Genomic DNA, 15,979 nt, shown 5'->3' on the forward strand with positions numbered 1-15,979 from the left:
TCGATTGCAATTACGATAGATAGATACATTATGGAAAGTAAACGTCAGCAGAAATTTGCAGGAGTATTACAAGAGGAGTTGGCACAGGTTTTTCAGCGTGAAGGTGCTGCATTTTTACCTAATACATTGGTAACCATTACCCGCGTAAGGGTTTCGCCTGATTTGGCAGTGGCTAAAGTTTACCTCAGCTTTTTAAATACCAATAATACTACACTTTCAATCAATACGGTGAATTCGCATGCCGGAGAAATCAGGTATAAACTGGGAAGCAGAATCCGCCACCAGGTAAGAGTGGTGCCAGAACTTACTTTCTTTGTGGATGATACCAACGAGTATGTAGAACGCATGGATCATCTTTTTGATAAGATTGCAAAAGAGCCGAGGCAAAAAGACGAGGACAGCGAATAATTTTTGTGAGGAAACTAAGGGAACCCGTTAATTTCTTCACGCACTTTATACCGGCTTTGGTAGCAATCCCGGCCGGGTACTTATTGCTCCAAAAATGCAATACACCAATTGAATATACCGCTGCGTGGATTTACAGCATCGGAACTTTTATTCTTTTTGGTGTTAGTGCCATGTATCATGGTTATCCGGCTACCGATTACGGGATACGTTTCTGGCAAAAGTTTGACCATTGCTGCATTTACCTTATGATTGCCGGCTCTTACAGTCCTACAGCCTTAATGGTTTTTGATGGCTGGCTAAGTTGGAGCTTGTTTGCTGTTGTATGGATTATTGCCATTGCAGGCTGTCTGCTCAAAATTTTTAACCGTTTAAAAAGTACAGCCATATCGTTATCCATCTATATCTTAATGGGCTGCTTAATCGTTCCTTTGCTTCAGAAAATGTTGGGGACTTTGCCCTTAGGGGCGATTTTCTGGTTGCTTTTGGGCGGTATCTTTTATATAAGCGGCACTTATTATTATGCAAAAGATAAGCAATTATCCAGGTGGGTGCACAGCCACGAACTTTGGCATCTATTTGTAATTGGTGGTGCATTATCGCATTACATTTATAATTTCGTGTATATCTTTAAATAATTACAGATGCGAACTTTCGGTCAGGTTATTCAATCAAATGCTGCATTAATCCAAAAAGTTGTTGATTTCGATGTAAAAAACGATCGGCTTTTGCCTCTGGATTTTACCGCATCCAATACGGAATTAACAGATGAGGTTTTGAAAGATACCAATAGGTTTTCCGATTGGGTAAATGAAAAGCTGCTTAAAAATGATGCGCGATACGGAATTGGCGGATACAACGAGCATCGTACCATTTATTCGCGAAGCGCACATTTTGATACGGAAGAAGAACCCCGCAGATTGCATTTAGGGGTAGATATCTGGGGGATGGCAGGAACACCAGTTTACAATTTTTACGATGCAACCGTTCATAGCTTTGCCAATAATAACAACTTTGGCGATTACGGTGCAACCATCATTCTGACTTATAATATTGCAGGGTATAAATTTAATGCACTTTACGGTCACCTGAATTTAGCTTCTTTAAGTAATCTAAGCGAAGGAATGCCAATAAAAGCAGGTGCAAGATTTGCCGAATTCGGTAATAAGGATGAAAACGGTTGCTGGCCGCCACACCTTCATTTTCAGCTTATCGAAGATATGCACGGATTAGAAGGCGACTATCCGGGTGTATGTAAGTTTAGTGAGCACAAAAAATACCTAACCAATTGCCCTGATCCGGAGTTTATTTTGAGAGCAACTTTTTCTTAGTTTTAACCACAGAGAAAATAGAGGGGAAGGCACGGAGACCACACAGAGAGAATTGTTTGCGATGACGTGCTGGGGGACCGTCATTATAAGAAGGCTTTTTCAGCCGCTAAGCAATCTCACAACGATCGCTACTTGAATGCGCTTTAAGATTACCCGCCGGCGTGGGAATGACGACCTTACCATTAAATTAAAACGCTCATTTTCTCTGTGAAAAACTCGGTGTCTCTCTGTGGTAAAATGCTTTCAGCTTTTTTTAGTAAATTAGTACAATGAAAAAACTGTTCACCATCTGCTTGTTTTTCTCTTGCTCTCTGGCCATAGCCCAGGTTCAGTTTAAATCCGGTAAAAATGGTTTTACAAACTTCTTAACGCAAAATACCATCTATCCACAGTTCTCTAAAGATAATTGTATCCAGGGCACAGTGAACATCAGTTTTAAGCTTAATGCACAGGGAAAGGTTTATTTTTCGAAAGTGAGCAAAGGCATATTATCTGACTTAGACCAAGAAGCGCTACGCTTAATTAGAATGAGCAGCGGTAAGTGGCAGGTTCCGGCGGGTTATGATACAACCGTTTCGATCGTGGCTCCGGTGAATTTTAAACTGCAAGGCTACAATTGCGAAGGGAAATCAAATGAAGCGGTTCAAGAAGCCATTCGCAATTATCAGGCTGAAGAGGCACTCACTAATTCGGTGATCAATTTCTATAAAAACATTGATCAGGCCAAACCCGGACAAGAAGTTCAGATTATAGCAATCAAAAATCAGCTGGGTATAGATGATGAATACCTCGAAGACCGCGTTCAAATGGCCTTAAAAAAGATAAAACAGGGCGATAAACAAGGCGCCTGTGAAGATTTCCTTTTTGTTAAATACATGGGAAGCAAAATAGCAGATGATTATTTAGCAAAGTATTGTAAGTAATGAAGAACATCGGCCGATTTTTTGCTTTGTTGGATCTCATCAGTATCGTTTTGTTAGCCAGACAATTTTGGCAGATTTGAACGCATTTAAATGAAATTCCCGATCAGATCCTTTCGCAGGCCAAAGTAATTTTACTTTTGCCTTTGTTTGTATCATTATTTATTTCTGCAATCGGTTTAACCCTATTTAAGAAATTTGGATTTATAGCCTATTATATTCAATTTCCTTTCCGTTTGGTGGTTTGGGTATTTTCAATCGGTTTTATCACTTTTTTACCTGAAATGTTAAGTCTGGGCGAGAGGTGGTTTGATATTTTATTCCGGATCTGTTTTATCGCCGAATTTTTCAGGTTATATTTTACGATCAAACTTCATCGATCAGTTTTTTAATGCCTCAGGTAAAACCACGGTTATGGCGGCAGGAAGGATTTTTGCTTCGACTGTATTTAACTTTCCAATGTATTCTCCATCTACCTGGAAATGCGCTTTATGTTTCGAGGAAATTTTTACTTCAGCAGTTTGAAACACCTCTATTTTTTTCGGGTTGAAGGGTAATTTAGTGATCCATATCTTTATAATTTCCAGGTAGGAGTAATCTTTAACTAAAACTACTTCAAAAAGATCATCATCTAATTTTCCGTCAGGATTAATCTTTAACCCTGTTCCGTACATGGTGGCATTGGCAATGGCAACCATAGCTGCTTTAGAAGTAATGGTTTTATCTTTAAGTTTCAACTGTACATCCATTCGTTTATGGTTCCACAAGGCATGCCATGTAGCTTTTGCATAGCCCAACATACCACGTTGTGGCAGGGTATCAAATTTCTTCACCAGATAGGCATTAAAGCCCAAATCAGATAAATGAATGCAGACCTCGTCGTTAAGTTTAACCACGTGGATTTTTTGCAGATGGCCTTCATCCAGAATGTCTAAAGCCTGTTCAACATCAGTAGGTATACCCAATTCTTTTGCCATCCCATTAGCCGAACCCGCAGGAACTATGCCGATCGGTGTTTCGGTGTGCAATAAACATTCTGCAACCAATTTTAAGGTTCCATCGCCACCAACGGCTACCACACGATCTGCTTTTGCACTTTTAATCTTCTCTTTAATCTTTTCTAAAGAGCAGTCTTCCGGCAATTCAAAAAGATCAATTTCCGTGTTTTTTGAATCGAAATGGGTAGAAATTACTTTCTTTAAATTAGTATCATGGCTGCCTGAGCCTGGATTGATGACGAATAATAATTTCATGTGTTACCTAATGGTTTAATCAACAAACAACTTTAAATAAACTCTGTTTTAACATAGATGAATAAATCTGTTAGTGTTAAAGTATATCACGGTTATGGCCATGCACACAATCTGGTTGTTTATGGTCATGTTTTTAAACGCAAGGCAAAAACACGGCAGGTTTACAGTAACAATTTGTTTGTGAACATTATCCATCTTTTAAAACTCTTTATCCTGAAACCTTATGCTTTCGTTGAGGTGCGGTTGCAATTTTTGGATCAGACGGTTTACCATAAAACCGAAAGAGATGGTTTTTTTAAGTTTGAATGGGATGCCCGGCATGATGTTCCGGCAGGCTGGCACGATGTTAAAGTGGAGGCTGTTGACCAGGATGGATCTGTTTTGAATACCGGAGAGGGCAGGGTATATGTACCACACATTACTCAATACGCTTTTATTTCCGATGTGGATGATACCGTGATGGTTTCTCACTCGGCAACTGTTGGCAGAAGGCTGAGAGAGTTGTTTATCAAGAATCCGCATACCCGTAAAACCTTTTCCGATACAGCCAGTCACTATCAGCAACTCGCCCTTTCACATACGGAGCCAAATCAACCCAACCCTTTTTTTTATGTCAGCAGCAGCGAATGGAACCTTTACGATTATCTGGTGGAAACTTTCAGGTTTAATAAACTGCCTGATGGTGCTTTTCTTTTAAATACAATTAAAAGATGGAAAGATTTAATTAGAACAGGCAAAACCGGCCATGAAGGCAAATTATTACGGGTGATGAGGATTCTGGATACCTTTCCTAATCAAAAGTTTGTGTTCTTTGGCGATAACTCGCAGCAGGACCCGAAAATTTATAGTTCGATAGTAGAAAAATACCCGCAAAACATTGAAGCAGTTTATATTCGAAATATCCGGCCTGAAAAAGAGGCGGAAACCATAGAATTGCTCAAAAAAGCAAAAGACAAAGGAGTGGAAGCCTGTTTATTTAATGATAGTGCGGAAGCGATAGCGCATTCTAAATTAATAGGATTGATTGTGTAGATGATCTGGTCTTTTCTTAAATTTGTATAGCTTAACTTATTACCATGCTGAAAATATCTTAGGAACAGTTGCCGTCCTTTCGACTGAAGCGAAGCGGAATGGAGAAATCTATGGAAGAACTTTATATTACAGGTTTCTCCGCTCCGGTCGTATGACGGATTTATATATGATAATATCAGGAAATCGATTTTCCGAAAGGCGTAAAGGCCAGATTCATTAGTTTAAAATGCTGACGACCGAACGGAATGCCCACAATGGTGATGCAAAGCAGGACACCGAAAAACAAATGCGTTAGGGCGATCCAGAAGCCACCACAGAAAATCCAGATTAAATTCATAATGGTAGATAAGCAGCCGGTATTTGATGAGGTGTCGGTTATTTTAACGCCAAAAGGCGCTAAGCCAACAATGGCAAATTTAAAACATTGAATACCGAAAGGAATCCCCACAATAGTTAGGCAAAGGATTAATCCTCCAATAATATATTCGAAGAAAATAAAGATTCCACCAAAAATAACCCAGATAATATTGCCTAAAAAGTTCATGATGCTTTTTACGTTAAGATTTAATATTGGGTATTTTGTTACAGATCGTGCAAGTATTCTAATTGGATTCTTTGTAATTTAGCATTACACACAAAAGAAACATCATATGAAAAAAATTACTCTTGCAGCGGCAATGATCGCGTGCTTCTGGCTTTGTACTGCCAAAGCCCAAAATGTAAACGGCATGAAATTGACCGACATCCATGTAGATTATATCCAAATACGCGCCATAAAAATTTTTTTAGCTGATAAACAATGGATTGCGCTGGAATATGGACAAAAAGCGGGCGATGTAAGTGAACTGTACATCAGGGATGATGATGGTAAAAAACTCGAATTTAATTCAGCTTTAGATGCGGTGAATAAAATGAAAGCCTATGGTTATGAGCTGTTTAGTGTTTATACGGAGCAGATTGATGAGGATAGCAACCGGCCGGTATATGTATTAAAAAGGAAGTAAATCATAAAGAAGTCAAGTTTATAACACTCCTGCTATTAAACCTGGCTTCTTTGTATACCTTATATAAAATCCAGGGTATTAAATTTCTTATTCAGGATGTCAGCATTATTTACATCCAGCCATTTATCTAAAATAGTACCGTAAACCTGTCTGAAATCCAACTGGTATTTTAAATCTCCGGTGTCTAAATCACTCAGGTTGGGTGCTGCATTGAAAATCCCCTGTTTCTTCAATCTGCCGCCAAAAACGAACATATTATTTGCGGTTCCATGATCGGTACCGTTACTGGCATTTTGCTCTACCCTACGACCAAATTCAGAGAATGTAATTACCAGGGTATCCTCAAGTTTATTGTTCGATTTTAGATCTTTTAAGAAAGCAGCTATACCCTCGCTATATTGTTTAAGCAGATTGCCTTGCTGACCAATCTGGTTCACATGTGTATCAAAACCGCTTAACGACACATAATACACCCTTGTTTTTAATCCTGAAGAGATAAATTTTGAAACCGTTTTCAATTGATTGGCAAAGCCTGAATTAGGGTAGGTAAATTTAGACTGATAAACTTTGGAAGTATTTTGTATATAACTGGCTGAAGAAGAGGTTTCGATCATGGTTTTATATAAATAACCTAAGTTATCTTCATCCAAATGTTCCTTGTCGTTCTGCAACATGGCCTTAAAAAAAGGATCATTGGTATTGCGGAACAAAGCTGCAGGATCTTTTAACGCAATCCCTTTTTTAGTCTGACCTTTCATGGCCAAAGAAAGTGAGTCGTCAACTTCTATCGCGGTATAAGGCAATTTGCAGGTTTGGCAATTGCTATCTAAATAGCGGCCAATCCAGCCGGTTGATAAAAATTGATTGCTATCACTGCCGGTTTGCCAGATATCCATCGATCTAAAGTGCGAACGGTCGGGATTCGGATAGCCAACGTCATTGATTATCGTCATCCAGCCCTGATCGTAAATTTCTTGCAGGGCAGCCATGTTGGGATTTAGCCCCTGCATATCATTCAGTTTAATTATTGATTCGGGTTTAATGGCAATACTATTTCGCTTTTGATAGTAAATATCATTTCCAAAAGGAATAACTGTATTAAGGCCGTCATTTCCGCCAGAAAGCTGTACAACAACCAGATTTTTATAGAGGCTTAATTCATCAAATGCCATGGCCTCAAGCGGTTTCATAAAAGCAGGAACAAATAGCGAACCTGCTGCAACAAACCCTGTATTTCTTAAAAAATTTCTTCTGTTCATCTCGTTAGTGTTTTTGTTCACTTGTTCTGTTTGATGATCTGGCTTTTTAGTGAAACGGCTATCAGCCATCAAACCATCAGCCAACATTTAGTCTAGCACAGCTGGTACTCTGGCATGCTGGTAATTTCTACTGCTGTACTTCGCAACCCTTTATTATCACTCACCATGGTGGTGATTTTGGAGTTTAATTTGGGTTGCAATAAAAACTCGGTAAGCTCTAACGGCGTTAATCCTTTTGGTAAAGTGCTTAAAAATTTAGGCCAATCTGCATTTGCATTGACGTATGATTTTGGTTTTGCATTGGCATTTGCGTTAGTGGTTGCCGTGCGGCTCAAAGCAATTACAGCTTCATCTTCAGGATCGGCTTTTCCACTAAAATCAATTTCCCCATCATTTAGCACTAGCGAAGGAATCCGCATCCTTAACATTAACGATGAACTATCAATCCAGCTTTGTCCGCCAGGCCAGCCCGCAACATTGGGTGGATTAAATAAATATTGGCCCAAACTGCTTTGCAGCTGTATTAAAACCTGAGGTTTGTTATACGTAACATAAAACTCACGGCTTAAACCCACTAAAAATTCGGCTGGCGATTTAATCTTTGTGCCTACATTTTCCGGACTATAAAACCAATCGGAAGTAAACATTTTTTTCATCATCGACGCGATATCGTATTTCGAGTTGTAAAAATGTGTGGCGAGTTCGTTAACGTGTGCCTCATTTGGATGATCATTAACGAAGAATTTATATACTTTCCAGGCAATAAATTTTGAGGTTTCTGGTTTCTCGAGAATTATATCGATAATGTTTTCGCCCTCAAAATTCCCGATTTTGCCGAAAAACGTTTTTGTGCCATTATCGTGCTGGTTCTTCCTGAAAATAAACGAACCGTCTTTATCGTACATCCAGCCGGTAAAGGAACGGGCAGATTCTTTAATGTCCTGTTCTGAATAATTCCCCCTTCCTAAGGTAAAAAGCTCCATCAGCTCCCGGGCGAAATTCTCATTTGGCTTACCCTTTTTATTTTGTTGGTTATTTAGGTATTGCAGCATGGCAGGTGACTTAGATACCTCAACCAATAAGGTTTTAAAGCTGCCTAAGGCATTTGTCCGTTGAATATTGTTTAATTGTTGCGCAAAAAACGGATTGTTGCTGCGGCAGGCAAAATGTCCATGCCAAAACAGCGTCATCTTTTCCCTCAGTGGAGCATCAGTATTGATCATTTTGGTAATGAAAGCAATATTCAGGTCGCGGCTCACTTCATTCTGTTCACGGATAATCTGCTGACGCATTTTCTTTTCGTCTTCTGAAAGATCTTTTTTCGAATATAAACCGGCTTGTACCAAAAGTTGGCGTCTTGATTCAAAATCATTTACTAATTGAATCGGATCGTCTTTTTGGGAATCCTTAAGCAAATTGTTTACTACTTTATCTAGTTTTTTTCTGCTTAATGTTTGTAAGTCAGCATAAGAAATGCCAAAGCCTGCCCGGTTGTAAAGATGTTTTACTTTTAAAAAATTATCTTTCGTGTTCATAAAGGACCGTTTTACAATATGACTTGTTTAAAACCCAAGGGTTTAATCTTTGTTTTCTTTCTTATTTTTGACCATGCTTTTTCAGTTACTAAATGATCACCCAGGTTTCCCTGATCCGGCTTTGGCAGAGGACGATGGTTTATTGGCCATTGGGGGCGACTTAAGTATGGAAAGGTTACTGATTGCCTACTCAAATGGTATATTTCCATGGTTTAGTGAAGGTGAACCGATTCTCTGGTATTCGCCGCACGAACGCTGTGTGATTTACCCCGATAAAATCAAGATCAGTAAAAGCATGAGAAAAATTTTAAACCAGGCGGTTTTTAAAATTACTTTTAACCAGGCTTTTGCACAGGTGATTCAAAACTGCGCCACATCGCCTAGAAAAGGGCAGGATGGCACATGGATTACCAATGAAATGCAAAATGCTTATATCAGGCTCCACAACCATGGATATGCACACAGCGTAGAGGTTTGGCAGGATGAGAATTTGGTAGGAGGCTTGTATGGTTTAAAGATTAACCGTGTTTTTTGTGGCGAAAGTATGTTTAGCCATGTAAGTAATGCTTCAAAAGCAGCATTAATCTTTTTAAGTAAAATGAATATCGATTTGATCGATTGCCAGTTGCCAAATGATCATTTAATGAGTTTAGGCGCTGAAATGATTAGCAGGGAGTTGTACATGGAAATGCTTCAAAGTTCTTAAAGTTATAACAGCTAACGTTAAGGGTATCAATGTATAGTTGTCAGCCAAATTATCTATACAACAAAACCTGCAAACTTTTGGCCTGCAGGTTTTTTATCGTTGTTTTGTTGAAATTATAATTCTCTTACTTTGTATCGTCCCCGTTTGCAACGGGGATGTATGAGATTCACATTTTTAATGTGACTATAGTTCCTTTAAGTGATACAATCGCAATTCTCGTTGATCGTGGTTATAAACGAGGACCATATTTCGGTCTGTTGAAATTATAATTCCCTTACCCAAATATTTCTGTAGCTAATGGCAGGGCTCGGATCACCGTGATCTTGTAATTTTATCGAAGCCGGACCATGTTTTTTATACTCAGGAGTACCGATATACCTGGTTGCCCCTTTTAATACAAATCCGTTCTGTAAAAGTACACCATTTAAAAACAAGGTTACACTTGCCGGTTTTAATACGGTTCCGTCTTCGTTAAAACGTGGCGCATTCCAGATGATATCATAATATTGCCATTCGCCAGGTTTTTTGTTGGCATTAGCTAAAGGAATTGCCTGTTTATAAACACTTCCTGTTTGTCCGTTCACATAAGTTTTATTATTGTAAACATCCAGAATCTGGATTTCGTAACCATCATCGCCACCACCGGTTGAAGCTAAAAATACGCCGCTATTTCCACGTGCCTGACCTTCTCCAGAAATGTTTTCAGGGATTTTCCATTCCAGATGCAGTTGGTAATCTGTAAATTTTTTATTTGTCTCGATATTTCCTGCCCCTTTTTTAACAGTAAAAAATCCATCATCAATTGTCCATGCTGCTGGCTTAGATGGGTCTTTAACAGAGTGCCATGCATCTAAATTTCTACCATTAAAAAGAATAATAGCATCAGATGGTGCATCCTGAGGCAATTTACCCGGCGTTACAATTTTCGGAACAGGTTCCCAAACCTCCGTTGTTTTCGGATCATTGGCAGGATCTGGTTTCTTATCTTGTGCCATAACTTGCCCTGCAAAAAGTGCCGGGATAAATAATAGTGTGTATTTGTTCATGATTGTGGTTTAACTTTTTAAAGTTAACCAGTTTATTAAGAAATAGAAATTTAGTATTTAAAATTTTACCCTAAATCGTCAACAACATAGGTTTCCGTAATTACTACTTCATCAGGGGCGATATCTTCTTTGCGTTGCTCTGCCAGATCGCGCATGGGGCAATAGCCTGTAATACCACGGTAAAGTAGCCCGGCACCAATAGCTGCGCCAGTTAAGCCAATTACAGGATGTGAGAAAATGCTGGTAATACCCTTGAAAAGCAGATATGTGCCTGCAGCGCCTGATAACCAACGTTCTGATTTTGAAACATTTTCAAATAACTCCGGATATTTCCATGCCTCTTTTACATTGTTTACTGCGGTATTAAAATCTTGATTTGTCATAATGGTAGAATTTATGTTCTACTGTATAACAAGTAAGGAGGGAATGAGTTTGAAAAGAATTTTAAATGTAGGATCACCCTTTAGGATCTTCCTGCTGAACTCGTTTTAACATCTTATTGGTGATTAAGGCCCTGAAATAAATGACCTTCAGTGAGCTCTCTTAAGGTTCGGTTTACTTCATAGCTTTCCGATTCGCTACAGTTAAGGCTGACGCATGCGGCTAATTTACTTCCAAAATTCAAACTGCTCGTATAGGCTATATTAACCAATGCACTAATGACTGTAAATACTTTATATTAGTTTAAAATATCCCTGATGTCCTCTTTACTCAGCGATTTAAAGAAACTTTCTTCTGTGGTAATCAATGAATTGGCTAATGATTTTTTGCGGTTCTGCAAAGCCAGGATTTTCTCTTCAACCGTGTCTTTTGCAATAAATTTATAAATGAAAACCTTTTTATCCTGGCCAATACGGTGCGTTCTGTCAATAGCCTGCTGTTCTACCGCCGGATTCCACCATGGATCGAGGATGAAAACATAATCAGCCTGGGTTAGGTTTAGGCCAACACCACCAGCTTTAATGGAGATTAAGAAAACCTTCAGGTCCGAATTTTGCTGAAATTCAGAAACGATCTCCCCACGGTTACGGGTTGAGCCATCTAAATAAGCAAAAGGGATATGCTCAGCTTCAAAATGTTTTTTGAAAATATCCAGGTGTTTTACGAATTGTGAAAAAACCAAAACCTTATGCCCCCCTTTAAGTACATTATCCAAAGTATGGATTACATTTTCAAATTTGCCCGAATCGGAAATGTACTCACCATCAATCATTACAGGGTGGTTGGCTAACTGGCGCAAAGCCGTTAATCCCTGTAAAAGCTGAACCTGTTTCTGCGCGAAGGTTCCATCATCCATACTTTGCAATAAATCGTTACGGTAGGCCGATTTGGTTTTTTCGTAATAGGCGGCCTGGTCTTCGCTCATGTCGCAGTAAATTACCTGTTCTGTTTTAGGTGGTAATTCTGCCGCTACCTGTTCTTTTGTTCTGCGCAGCACAAAAGGTTTGATAATAGATTGCAGCTTACGCGCTTTTTCTTCGTCTTTTTTCTTTTCTATTGCCTGCACATATTCTTCGTAAAAAAATGCCTGCGTACCCAATAAACCAGGGTTTAGAAAAGTTAATTGAGACCATAAATCACTAACCGAATTTTCTACCGGAGTACCACTCAGAATCAGTTTGTGTTTCGATTTTAAGCTTCTAACCGCCTTGAACGATTTTGATGCCGGGTTTTTGATATTCTGACTTTCATCCAGAATAATATAATTGAAATAGAAATTTTTCAATTCGTCGATATCTACCCTGGTTACACCATAGGTAGTAATGATAATGTCGTAATTTGCAAAATTGGCTACATCTTTATTGCGATTGGTGCCTGTATGCGCCAGTATTTTGAGCTTTGGTGTAAATTTTTTAGCCTCTGTTAACCAGTTATAAATCAAGGAAGTGGGCATGATAATGAGGGAGGAAGTCTGCGTTTCAAGCAATTGATCCTCTTCTTTCACTTTTTGCAGCATGGCCAGTGTTTGGATGGTTTTACCCAATCCCATGTCATCGGCCAAACATCCACCAAAGTTGTATTCGCGTAAAAAGCTGAACCAGTTATAGCCGGCTTTCTGGTAATCGCGCAAACTACCTTTAAAATTTACCGGCATCTGTGTGTCGGCAATATCTTCAAAGTCTGATAACCTTTGGAGCTTGCGTTCGAGGGTCACATTTGCCAAACTATCTTCTGCCAGGTCGTTGATTAAACCAATATGGTGTTTCTTTAATTTAAGCGTTTGTCCGGCTTCTGCAAGACTGAACAAACTGCCGTATTGTGTAAACCATTTATCAGGAATAATGGCTACCTCTCCATCAGGCAGTAAAAACTCACGTTTTTTATGTAAGATATGCTGTTTTAACGATAGGAAAGGGATCTGGTATTTACCGAACCAAACCACGGCATGGATATCGAACCAGTCATTCCCCTCTTTAACCTCCAGGTCGATTTTACTGGCACCAAGTACAAATTTTTTCTGCCCGGTAGCCTGTTCAATTTCAAAACCCGATGCCTCTAAGATTTCAATATGCTCATTTACCCAGTTTATTGCGGCATAACTCGGGTTTTCTTCAGCAGAAGCTACTTCCAGATTACTGAATAAAGAACTTGTTTTCTTTAGCCCTAATGAGAGAAGTAGGTTAAACTGCTTTTTCTCCAAGTCTGCAGAACGTTTAATGCGGTGGAAAATATAGTTATCAGCCGTTTTCTCTAAACGTACCGTAACTTTATGTGCATTTTCTACCGGGAAAGTATATTCCCCATATTTGAAGTATAGCTGTATCTGAGATAGACCACCATCAACATATAATACCTTAATCACTGGTATAGCTTCAAATTGTTCGGTCCTGATTTCGAAACCTTCCGCATATACGTGGTGTTTTTCGATCAGGGGTGCAACAAATTTTTCGAAATATGTAGCTTCGGTTGTTTTGGGTATCGCAATAAAGCGTTTGTTTAAAAAGGGCTGTAATTTTTTGCCCTCAATATCCTGGTCGAAAAAGTATAACAGATCGTTTAGCAATAACCAGGCAGGTTTATTGCTGATAATCTGCGCTTCTTTAAACATGAATTCAATGCGCAGGTTCTGATATTTGATGGTCGGAAAATAACGGGTTTCCGTTTCGTTCCTCCGGAAATGGAAAAGGATAGATGCAGGCTCGCTGGCAAGTTCAATTTTACGCTCTACAGGCCAGCCATCTTTGTCCATTATGTAAAGTTCATTTTTTACCTTTAAGATTTCTAAAACCTCGGCAAGTTTCTTTTCAATTTTAGGACGGACGTTTTCATAAAACTTATCGTCGAAAATTTTGGTAAAGAACTCAGTAGGCCTGATTAATTTTTTATAATATTTTTTAATCAGCGAATCCTGCTCAATATCATCCAGAATCCTGATCAGCTTATAATCAATGTCACTTAAACAGGCATTAAATTCTTCCGCGGTATGTGTGAAAATTCGTTGATAAGTAAAGGAAAAATCTCCCTGTGGATTTAGCTGAACTACATGTGGTTCAATTAAATAGCCCAAATACTCATGTTTGCACAATGAGTACACCACTTTACAGGCTTTAGCGCTATCTACACGTAACATTGATTGGTTTAAAAATTTTTCTAAGCTAAGCGCTTAAAAAAATTTAAACTTACAATATTTTGCGTTTACATCAAAAAAACCGAACCATTTTGGGGATAAAAATATACTGAATTTTAAGCTGCATTGAAAATGGACTGTAATGCAGTCGTTTAATTTTCTTATCCCGCAAAGGAGATATCTTATTTTTTTAAGATCCTTCGCTGAGCTACCATTGACGGAATTTACTTGGAAGGTCGTCATTCCCGCCCATGCGGGAATCTTAATGCGAGCGTTTTAAGATTATTCATAGTGTTTTTTTATTCAATGGCATTCATGAGCACTTCTTGGTTCCCAATCAACTTGGGAATGACGATTTCTCGATGGACATTATCTACTTAAAATTTACCTGTCATTCTTAGTGATTTTTATACAATAAATAATCACTCAGAATGAAAATTTTCTCTTTATTTAACCACAAAAAAAAGGCATCCTGTAAATCAGAACGCCTTTAATGTACTTTTCAATGATTATTTTATTTCCAGCCACCGCCCAATGCACGGTACAGATTTACCACTGATTGCAGTTTTTGTAATCGATCGTTAATCCCATTTAATTGAGCTGTTAATAAACTTTGCTCTGAAGTTAACACATCAGTATAATTTGTCGCTGAGCTGTAGCGTAGTAACTCTTTGGTAAAATCTACTGCTTTTGTTAAAGAGGCAATTTGTTTTGTTCTTGTTTCTTCTTTCTCAGCAGCAGTCTGGTAAGCATACAAGGCATTTGAAACTTCCTGGCCACCTGTTAACAGTGTTTGTTGAAAGTTGTAAAAAGCAATCTGTTGATTGGCTTCAGCGGTTTTTAGGCGGGCTTTGTTTGCTCCCCTGGCAAAAATTGGCTGTGTTAAACCACCCACTAAATTATAAAAGATAGATTTGCTGAAAAAATCCTGTAATTGTAAACTGGATAATCCACCGGCTGCAGTAATGGTTAAAGCAGGGTAAAAGTAGGCCTTAGCAACGTTGGTGTTTTCAAACGCTGATCTAAAACCAAATTCTGCAGCGATTACATCCGGACGGTTTTTTAATAACTGTGCTGAAACACCAGTCTGTAAATTGGCATAAGGAGTCTGCTGATCTAAGGTGGTTCGGTTAATCGCATCCGGTGCTTTTCCTACCAGTACGCTTAATGCATTTTCAGCCTCTTTAATGCTTCTTTTTAAATCAGGCAAAGTTACCTGTGCAGCATACAGATTGGCTTCACTTTGCACAACCGCCGCACCATTTACCACTGCGCCTTGTTTCAGTTCTTTCATGGTTTCTACATCCTTAGCTCTCACCTTAATGGTTTGTTCCGTAATAGCCAATTGTTTATCAAGTGCCAATAAAGTATAATAGTTATTGGCAATAGTAGCAATTAACTGTGTTTGGACTGCTCTTTTTGCTGCATCGGTTTGTAGCAGAGTTGCATATGCGCCACGTTTTGCACTTGTTAATTTTCCCCAGATATCGGCTTCCCAACTGGTGCTCAGCTGTGCCTTATAGGTTTGGGTTTCCAAGTTAATATTTATCCCGGGAGGAAAGTTCAAAGAGGCTTGCGATTGTTTATTATCAGTTACATTAACATCGGCCTGTAAGCTTGGTAGTAATGCCCCACGACTTTGTATCAGGGTAGCCTCGGCAATTTTGATCCGCTCAATGGCCTGTTTCAAGTCTAAATTTTCATTTATGCCTTGTTGGATCAGCGACTGTAAGGTCGTATCCGAAAACAATGTTCGCCATTGCAGGTCGGCCATTGTAGTTGTATCCGTTGTGTTATTATCCCGGTACAAACCCTCGCTTTTTAACTGAGGGCGCTCGTATTTTTTAGTTACGCAAGCACTCAGGGCAACGATGGCTAAACCGATTAAAAGGGAATGTTTATATCTAAAATTCATTTTCT

15 protein-coding genes are annotated in these 15,979 nt (G+C 38.9%); 7 read left to right on the forward strand and 8 right to left on the reverse strand.

Features of this window, described 5'->3' with window-relative positions; translation table 11 throughout:
- The first annotated feature begins 30 nt into the window (after positions 1-30).
- The 4 genes from rbfA (at position 31) to ACIQXP_RS12800 (ending at position 2,659) form a co-directional block, all read left to right on the forward strand.
- A complete protein-coding gene (gene rbfA, locus ACIQXP_RS12785) occupies positions 31-408 on the forward strand; it encodes a 30S ribosome-binding factor RbfA (protein WP_090984644.1) in 378 nt (125 codons plus the stop codon).
- Between the two features lie 5 nt (positions 409-413).
- Positions 414-1,043, forward strand: a complete 630-nt coding sequence (gene trhA / locus ACIQXP_RS12790) for a PAQR family membrane homeostasis protein TrhA (protein ID WP_387505564.1) — start codon at positions 414-416, stop codon at positions 1,041-1,043.
- A gap of 6 nt (positions 1,044-1,049) precedes the next feature.
- Complete coding sequence (locus tag ACIQXP_RS12795; protein ID WP_387505565.1) at positions 1,050-1,736, forward strand: peptidoglycan DD-metalloendopeptidase family protein; 687 nt, start codon at positions 1,050-1,052, stop codon at positions 1,734-1,736.
- Between the two features lie 269 nt (positions 1,737-2,005).
- Positions 2,006-2,659, forward strand: coding sequence for a TonB family protein (locus ACIQXP_RS12800; RefSeq protein WP_293742777.1), 654 nt, complete (start codon positions 2,006-2,008; stop codon positions 2,657-2,659).
- 377 nt (positions 2,660-3,036) lie between these two features.
- Here ACIQXP_RS12800 and ACIQXP_RS12805 read toward each other — a convergent pair whose 3' ends face one another.
- On the reverse strand, positions 3,037-3,909 hold the full coding sequence (locus tag ACIQXP_RS12805; protein ID WP_387505566.1) for a diacylglycerol/lipid kinase family protein: 873 nt from the start codon (positions 3,907-3,909) through the stop codon (positions 3,037-3,039).
- A gap of 57 nt (positions 3,910-3,966) precedes the next feature.
- On the opposite strand from ACIQXP_RS12805, the gene ACIQXP_RS12810 reads away from it, so the two are divergent.
- The gene (locus ACIQXP_RS12810) at positions 3,967-4,941 is read left to right on the forward strand and encodes an App1 family protein (protein WP_387505568.1); all 975 of its coding nucleotides are present in this window, start codon (positions 3,967-3,969) and stop codon (positions 4,939-4,941) included.
- 175 nt (positions 4,942-5,116) lie between these two features.
- On the opposite strand, the gene ACIQXP_RS12815 is transcribed toward ACIQXP_RS12810, so the two are convergent.
- Complete coding sequence (locus ACIQXP_RS12815; RefSeq protein WP_387505569.1) at positions 5,117-5,485, reverse strand: YccF domain-containing protein; 369 nt, start codon at positions 5,483-5,485, stop codon at positions 5,117-5,119.
- Between the two features lie 106 nt (positions 5,486-5,591).
- Between ACIQXP_RS12815 and ACIQXP_RS12820 the strand changes: the two genes are divergently transcribed.
- Positions 5,592-5,945 carry a hypothetical protein gene (locus ACIQXP_RS12820; protein ID WP_387505570.1) on the forward strand — a complete coding sequence of 118 codons (354 nt, stop codon included), beginning with the start codon at positions 5,592-5,594 and terminating at the stop codon, positions 5,943-5,945.
- A 59-nt stretch (positions 5,946-6,004) separates the two neighbouring features.
- On the opposite strand, the gene ACIQXP_RS12825 is transcribed toward ACIQXP_RS12820, so the two are convergent.
- Complete coding sequence (locus ACIQXP_RS12825; RefSeq protein WP_387505572.1) at positions 6,005-7,204, reverse strand: DUF1501 domain-containing protein; 1,200 nt, start codon at positions 7,202-7,204, stop codon at positions 6,005-6,007.
- Between the two features lie 92 nt (positions 7,205-7,296).
- Positions 7,297-8,739, reverse strand: coding sequence for a DUF1800 domain-containing protein (locus tag ACIQXP_RS12830; protein WP_293742784.1), 1,443 nt, complete (start codon positions 8,737-8,739; stop codon positions 7,297-7,299).
- A 73-nt stretch (positions 8,740-8,812) separates the two neighbouring features.
- Between ACIQXP_RS12830 and aat the strand changes: the two genes are divergently transcribed.
- Complete coding sequence (gene aat / locus ACIQXP_RS12835; RefSeq protein WP_293742785.1) at positions 8,813-9,445, forward strand: leucyl/phenylalanyl-tRNA--protein transferase; 633 nt, start codon at positions 8,813-8,815, stop codon at positions 9,443-9,445.
- 263 nt (positions 9,446-9,708) lie between these two features.
- Here the strand turns inward: aat and ACIQXP_RS12840 are convergent, their stop codons facing one another.
- The 4 genes from ACIQXP_RS12840 to ACIQXP_RS12855 form a co-directional block, all read right to left on the reverse strand.
- The gene (locus tag ACIQXP_RS12840) at positions 9,709-10,491 is read right to left on the reverse strand and encodes a 3-keto-disaccharide hydrolase (protein WP_387505574.1); all 783 of its coding nucleotides are present in this window, start codon (positions 10,489-10,491) and stop codon (positions 9,709-9,711) included.
- Between the two features lie 65 nt (positions 10,492-10,556).
- On the reverse strand, positions 10,557-10,874 hold the full coding sequence (locus ACIQXP_RS12845; RefSeq protein WP_090984618.1) for a YgaP family membrane protein: 318 nt from the start codon (positions 10,872-10,874) through the stop codon (positions 10,557-10,559).
- Positions 10,875-11,170: 296 nt separating this feature from the next.
- Entirely contained in the window at positions 11,171-14,062 is a 2,892-nt protein-coding gene (locus tag ACIQXP_RS12850; RefSeq protein WP_387505576.1) for a DEAD/DEAH box helicase, read from the reverse strand.
- A 511-nt stretch (positions 14,063-14,573) separates the two neighbouring features.
- Positions 14,574-15,974 (reverse strand): efflux transporter outer membrane subunit, encoded by a 1,401-nt coding sequence (locus ACIQXP_RS12855; protein ID WP_387505577.1) that lies wholly within the window; start codon positions 15,972-15,974, stop codon positions 14,574-14,576.
- Between the last annotated feature and the right edge of the window lie 5 nt (positions 15,975-15,979).

The sequence above is a fragment of the Pedobacter suwonensis genome (assembly GCF_044762335.1).
Lineage (GTDB): Bacteria > Bacteroidota > Bacteroidia > Sphingobacteriales > Sphingobacteriaceae > Pedobacter.

Bases quoted from the DNA above. Each gene is read 5' to 3' on its own strand.
- rbfA (WP_090984644.1), top strand. From the start codon at position 31: ATGGAAAGTAAACGTCAGCAGAAATTTGCAGGAGTATTACAAGAGGAG.
- ACIQXP_RS12795 (WP_387505565.1), top strand. From the start codon at position 1,050: ATGCGAACTTTCGGTCAGGTTATTCAATCAAATGCTGCATTAATCCAA.
- ACIQXP_RS12800 (WP_293742777.1), top strand. From the start codon at position 2,006: ATGAAAAAACTGTTCACCATCTGCTTGTTTTTCTCTTGCTCTCTGGCC.
- ACIQXP_RS12805 (WP_387505566.1), bottom strand. From the start codon at position 3,909: ATGAAATTATTATTCGTCATCAATCCAGGCTCAGGCAGCCATGATACT.
- ACIQXP_RS12810 (WP_387505568.1), top strand. From the start codon at position 3,967: ATGAATAAATCTGTTAGTGTTAAAGTATATCACGGTTATGGCCATGCA.
- ACIQXP_RS12815 (WP_387505569.1), bottom strand. From the start codon at position 5,485: ATGAACTTTTTAGGCAATATTATCTGGGTTATTTTTGGTGGAATCTTT.
- ACIQXP_RS12820 (WP_387505570.1), top strand. From the start codon at position 5,592: ATGAAAAAAATTACTCTTGCAGCGGCAATGATCGCGTGCTTCTGGCTT.
- ACIQXP_RS12825 (WP_387505572.1), bottom strand. From the start codon at position 7,204: ATGAACAGAAGAAATTTTTTAAGAAATACAGGGTTTGTTGCAGCAGGT.
- ACIQXP_RS12830 (WP_293742784.1), bottom strand. From the start codon at position 8,739: ATGAACACGAAAGATAATTTTTTAAAAGTAAAACATCTTTACAACCGG.
- aat (WP_293742785.1), top strand. From the start codon at position 8,813: ATGCTTTTTCAGTTACTAAATGATCACCCAGGTTTCCCTGATCCGGCT.
- ACIQXP_RS12840 (WP_387505574.1), bottom strand. From the start codon at position 10,491: ATGAACAAATACACACTATTATTTATCCCGGCACTTTTTGCAGGGCAA.
- ACIQXP_RS12845 (WP_090984618.1), bottom strand. From the start codon at position 10,874: ATGACAAATCAAGATTTTAATACCGCAGTAAACAATGTAAAAGAGGCA.
- ACIQXP_RS12850 (WP_387505576.1), bottom strand. From the start codon at position 14,062: ATGTTACGTGTAGATAGCGCTAAAGCCTGTAAAGTGGTGTACTCATTG.
- ACIQXP_RS12855 (WP_387505577.1), bottom strand. From the start codon at position 15,974: ATGAATTTTAGATATAAACATTCCCTTTTAATCGGTTTAGCCATCGTT.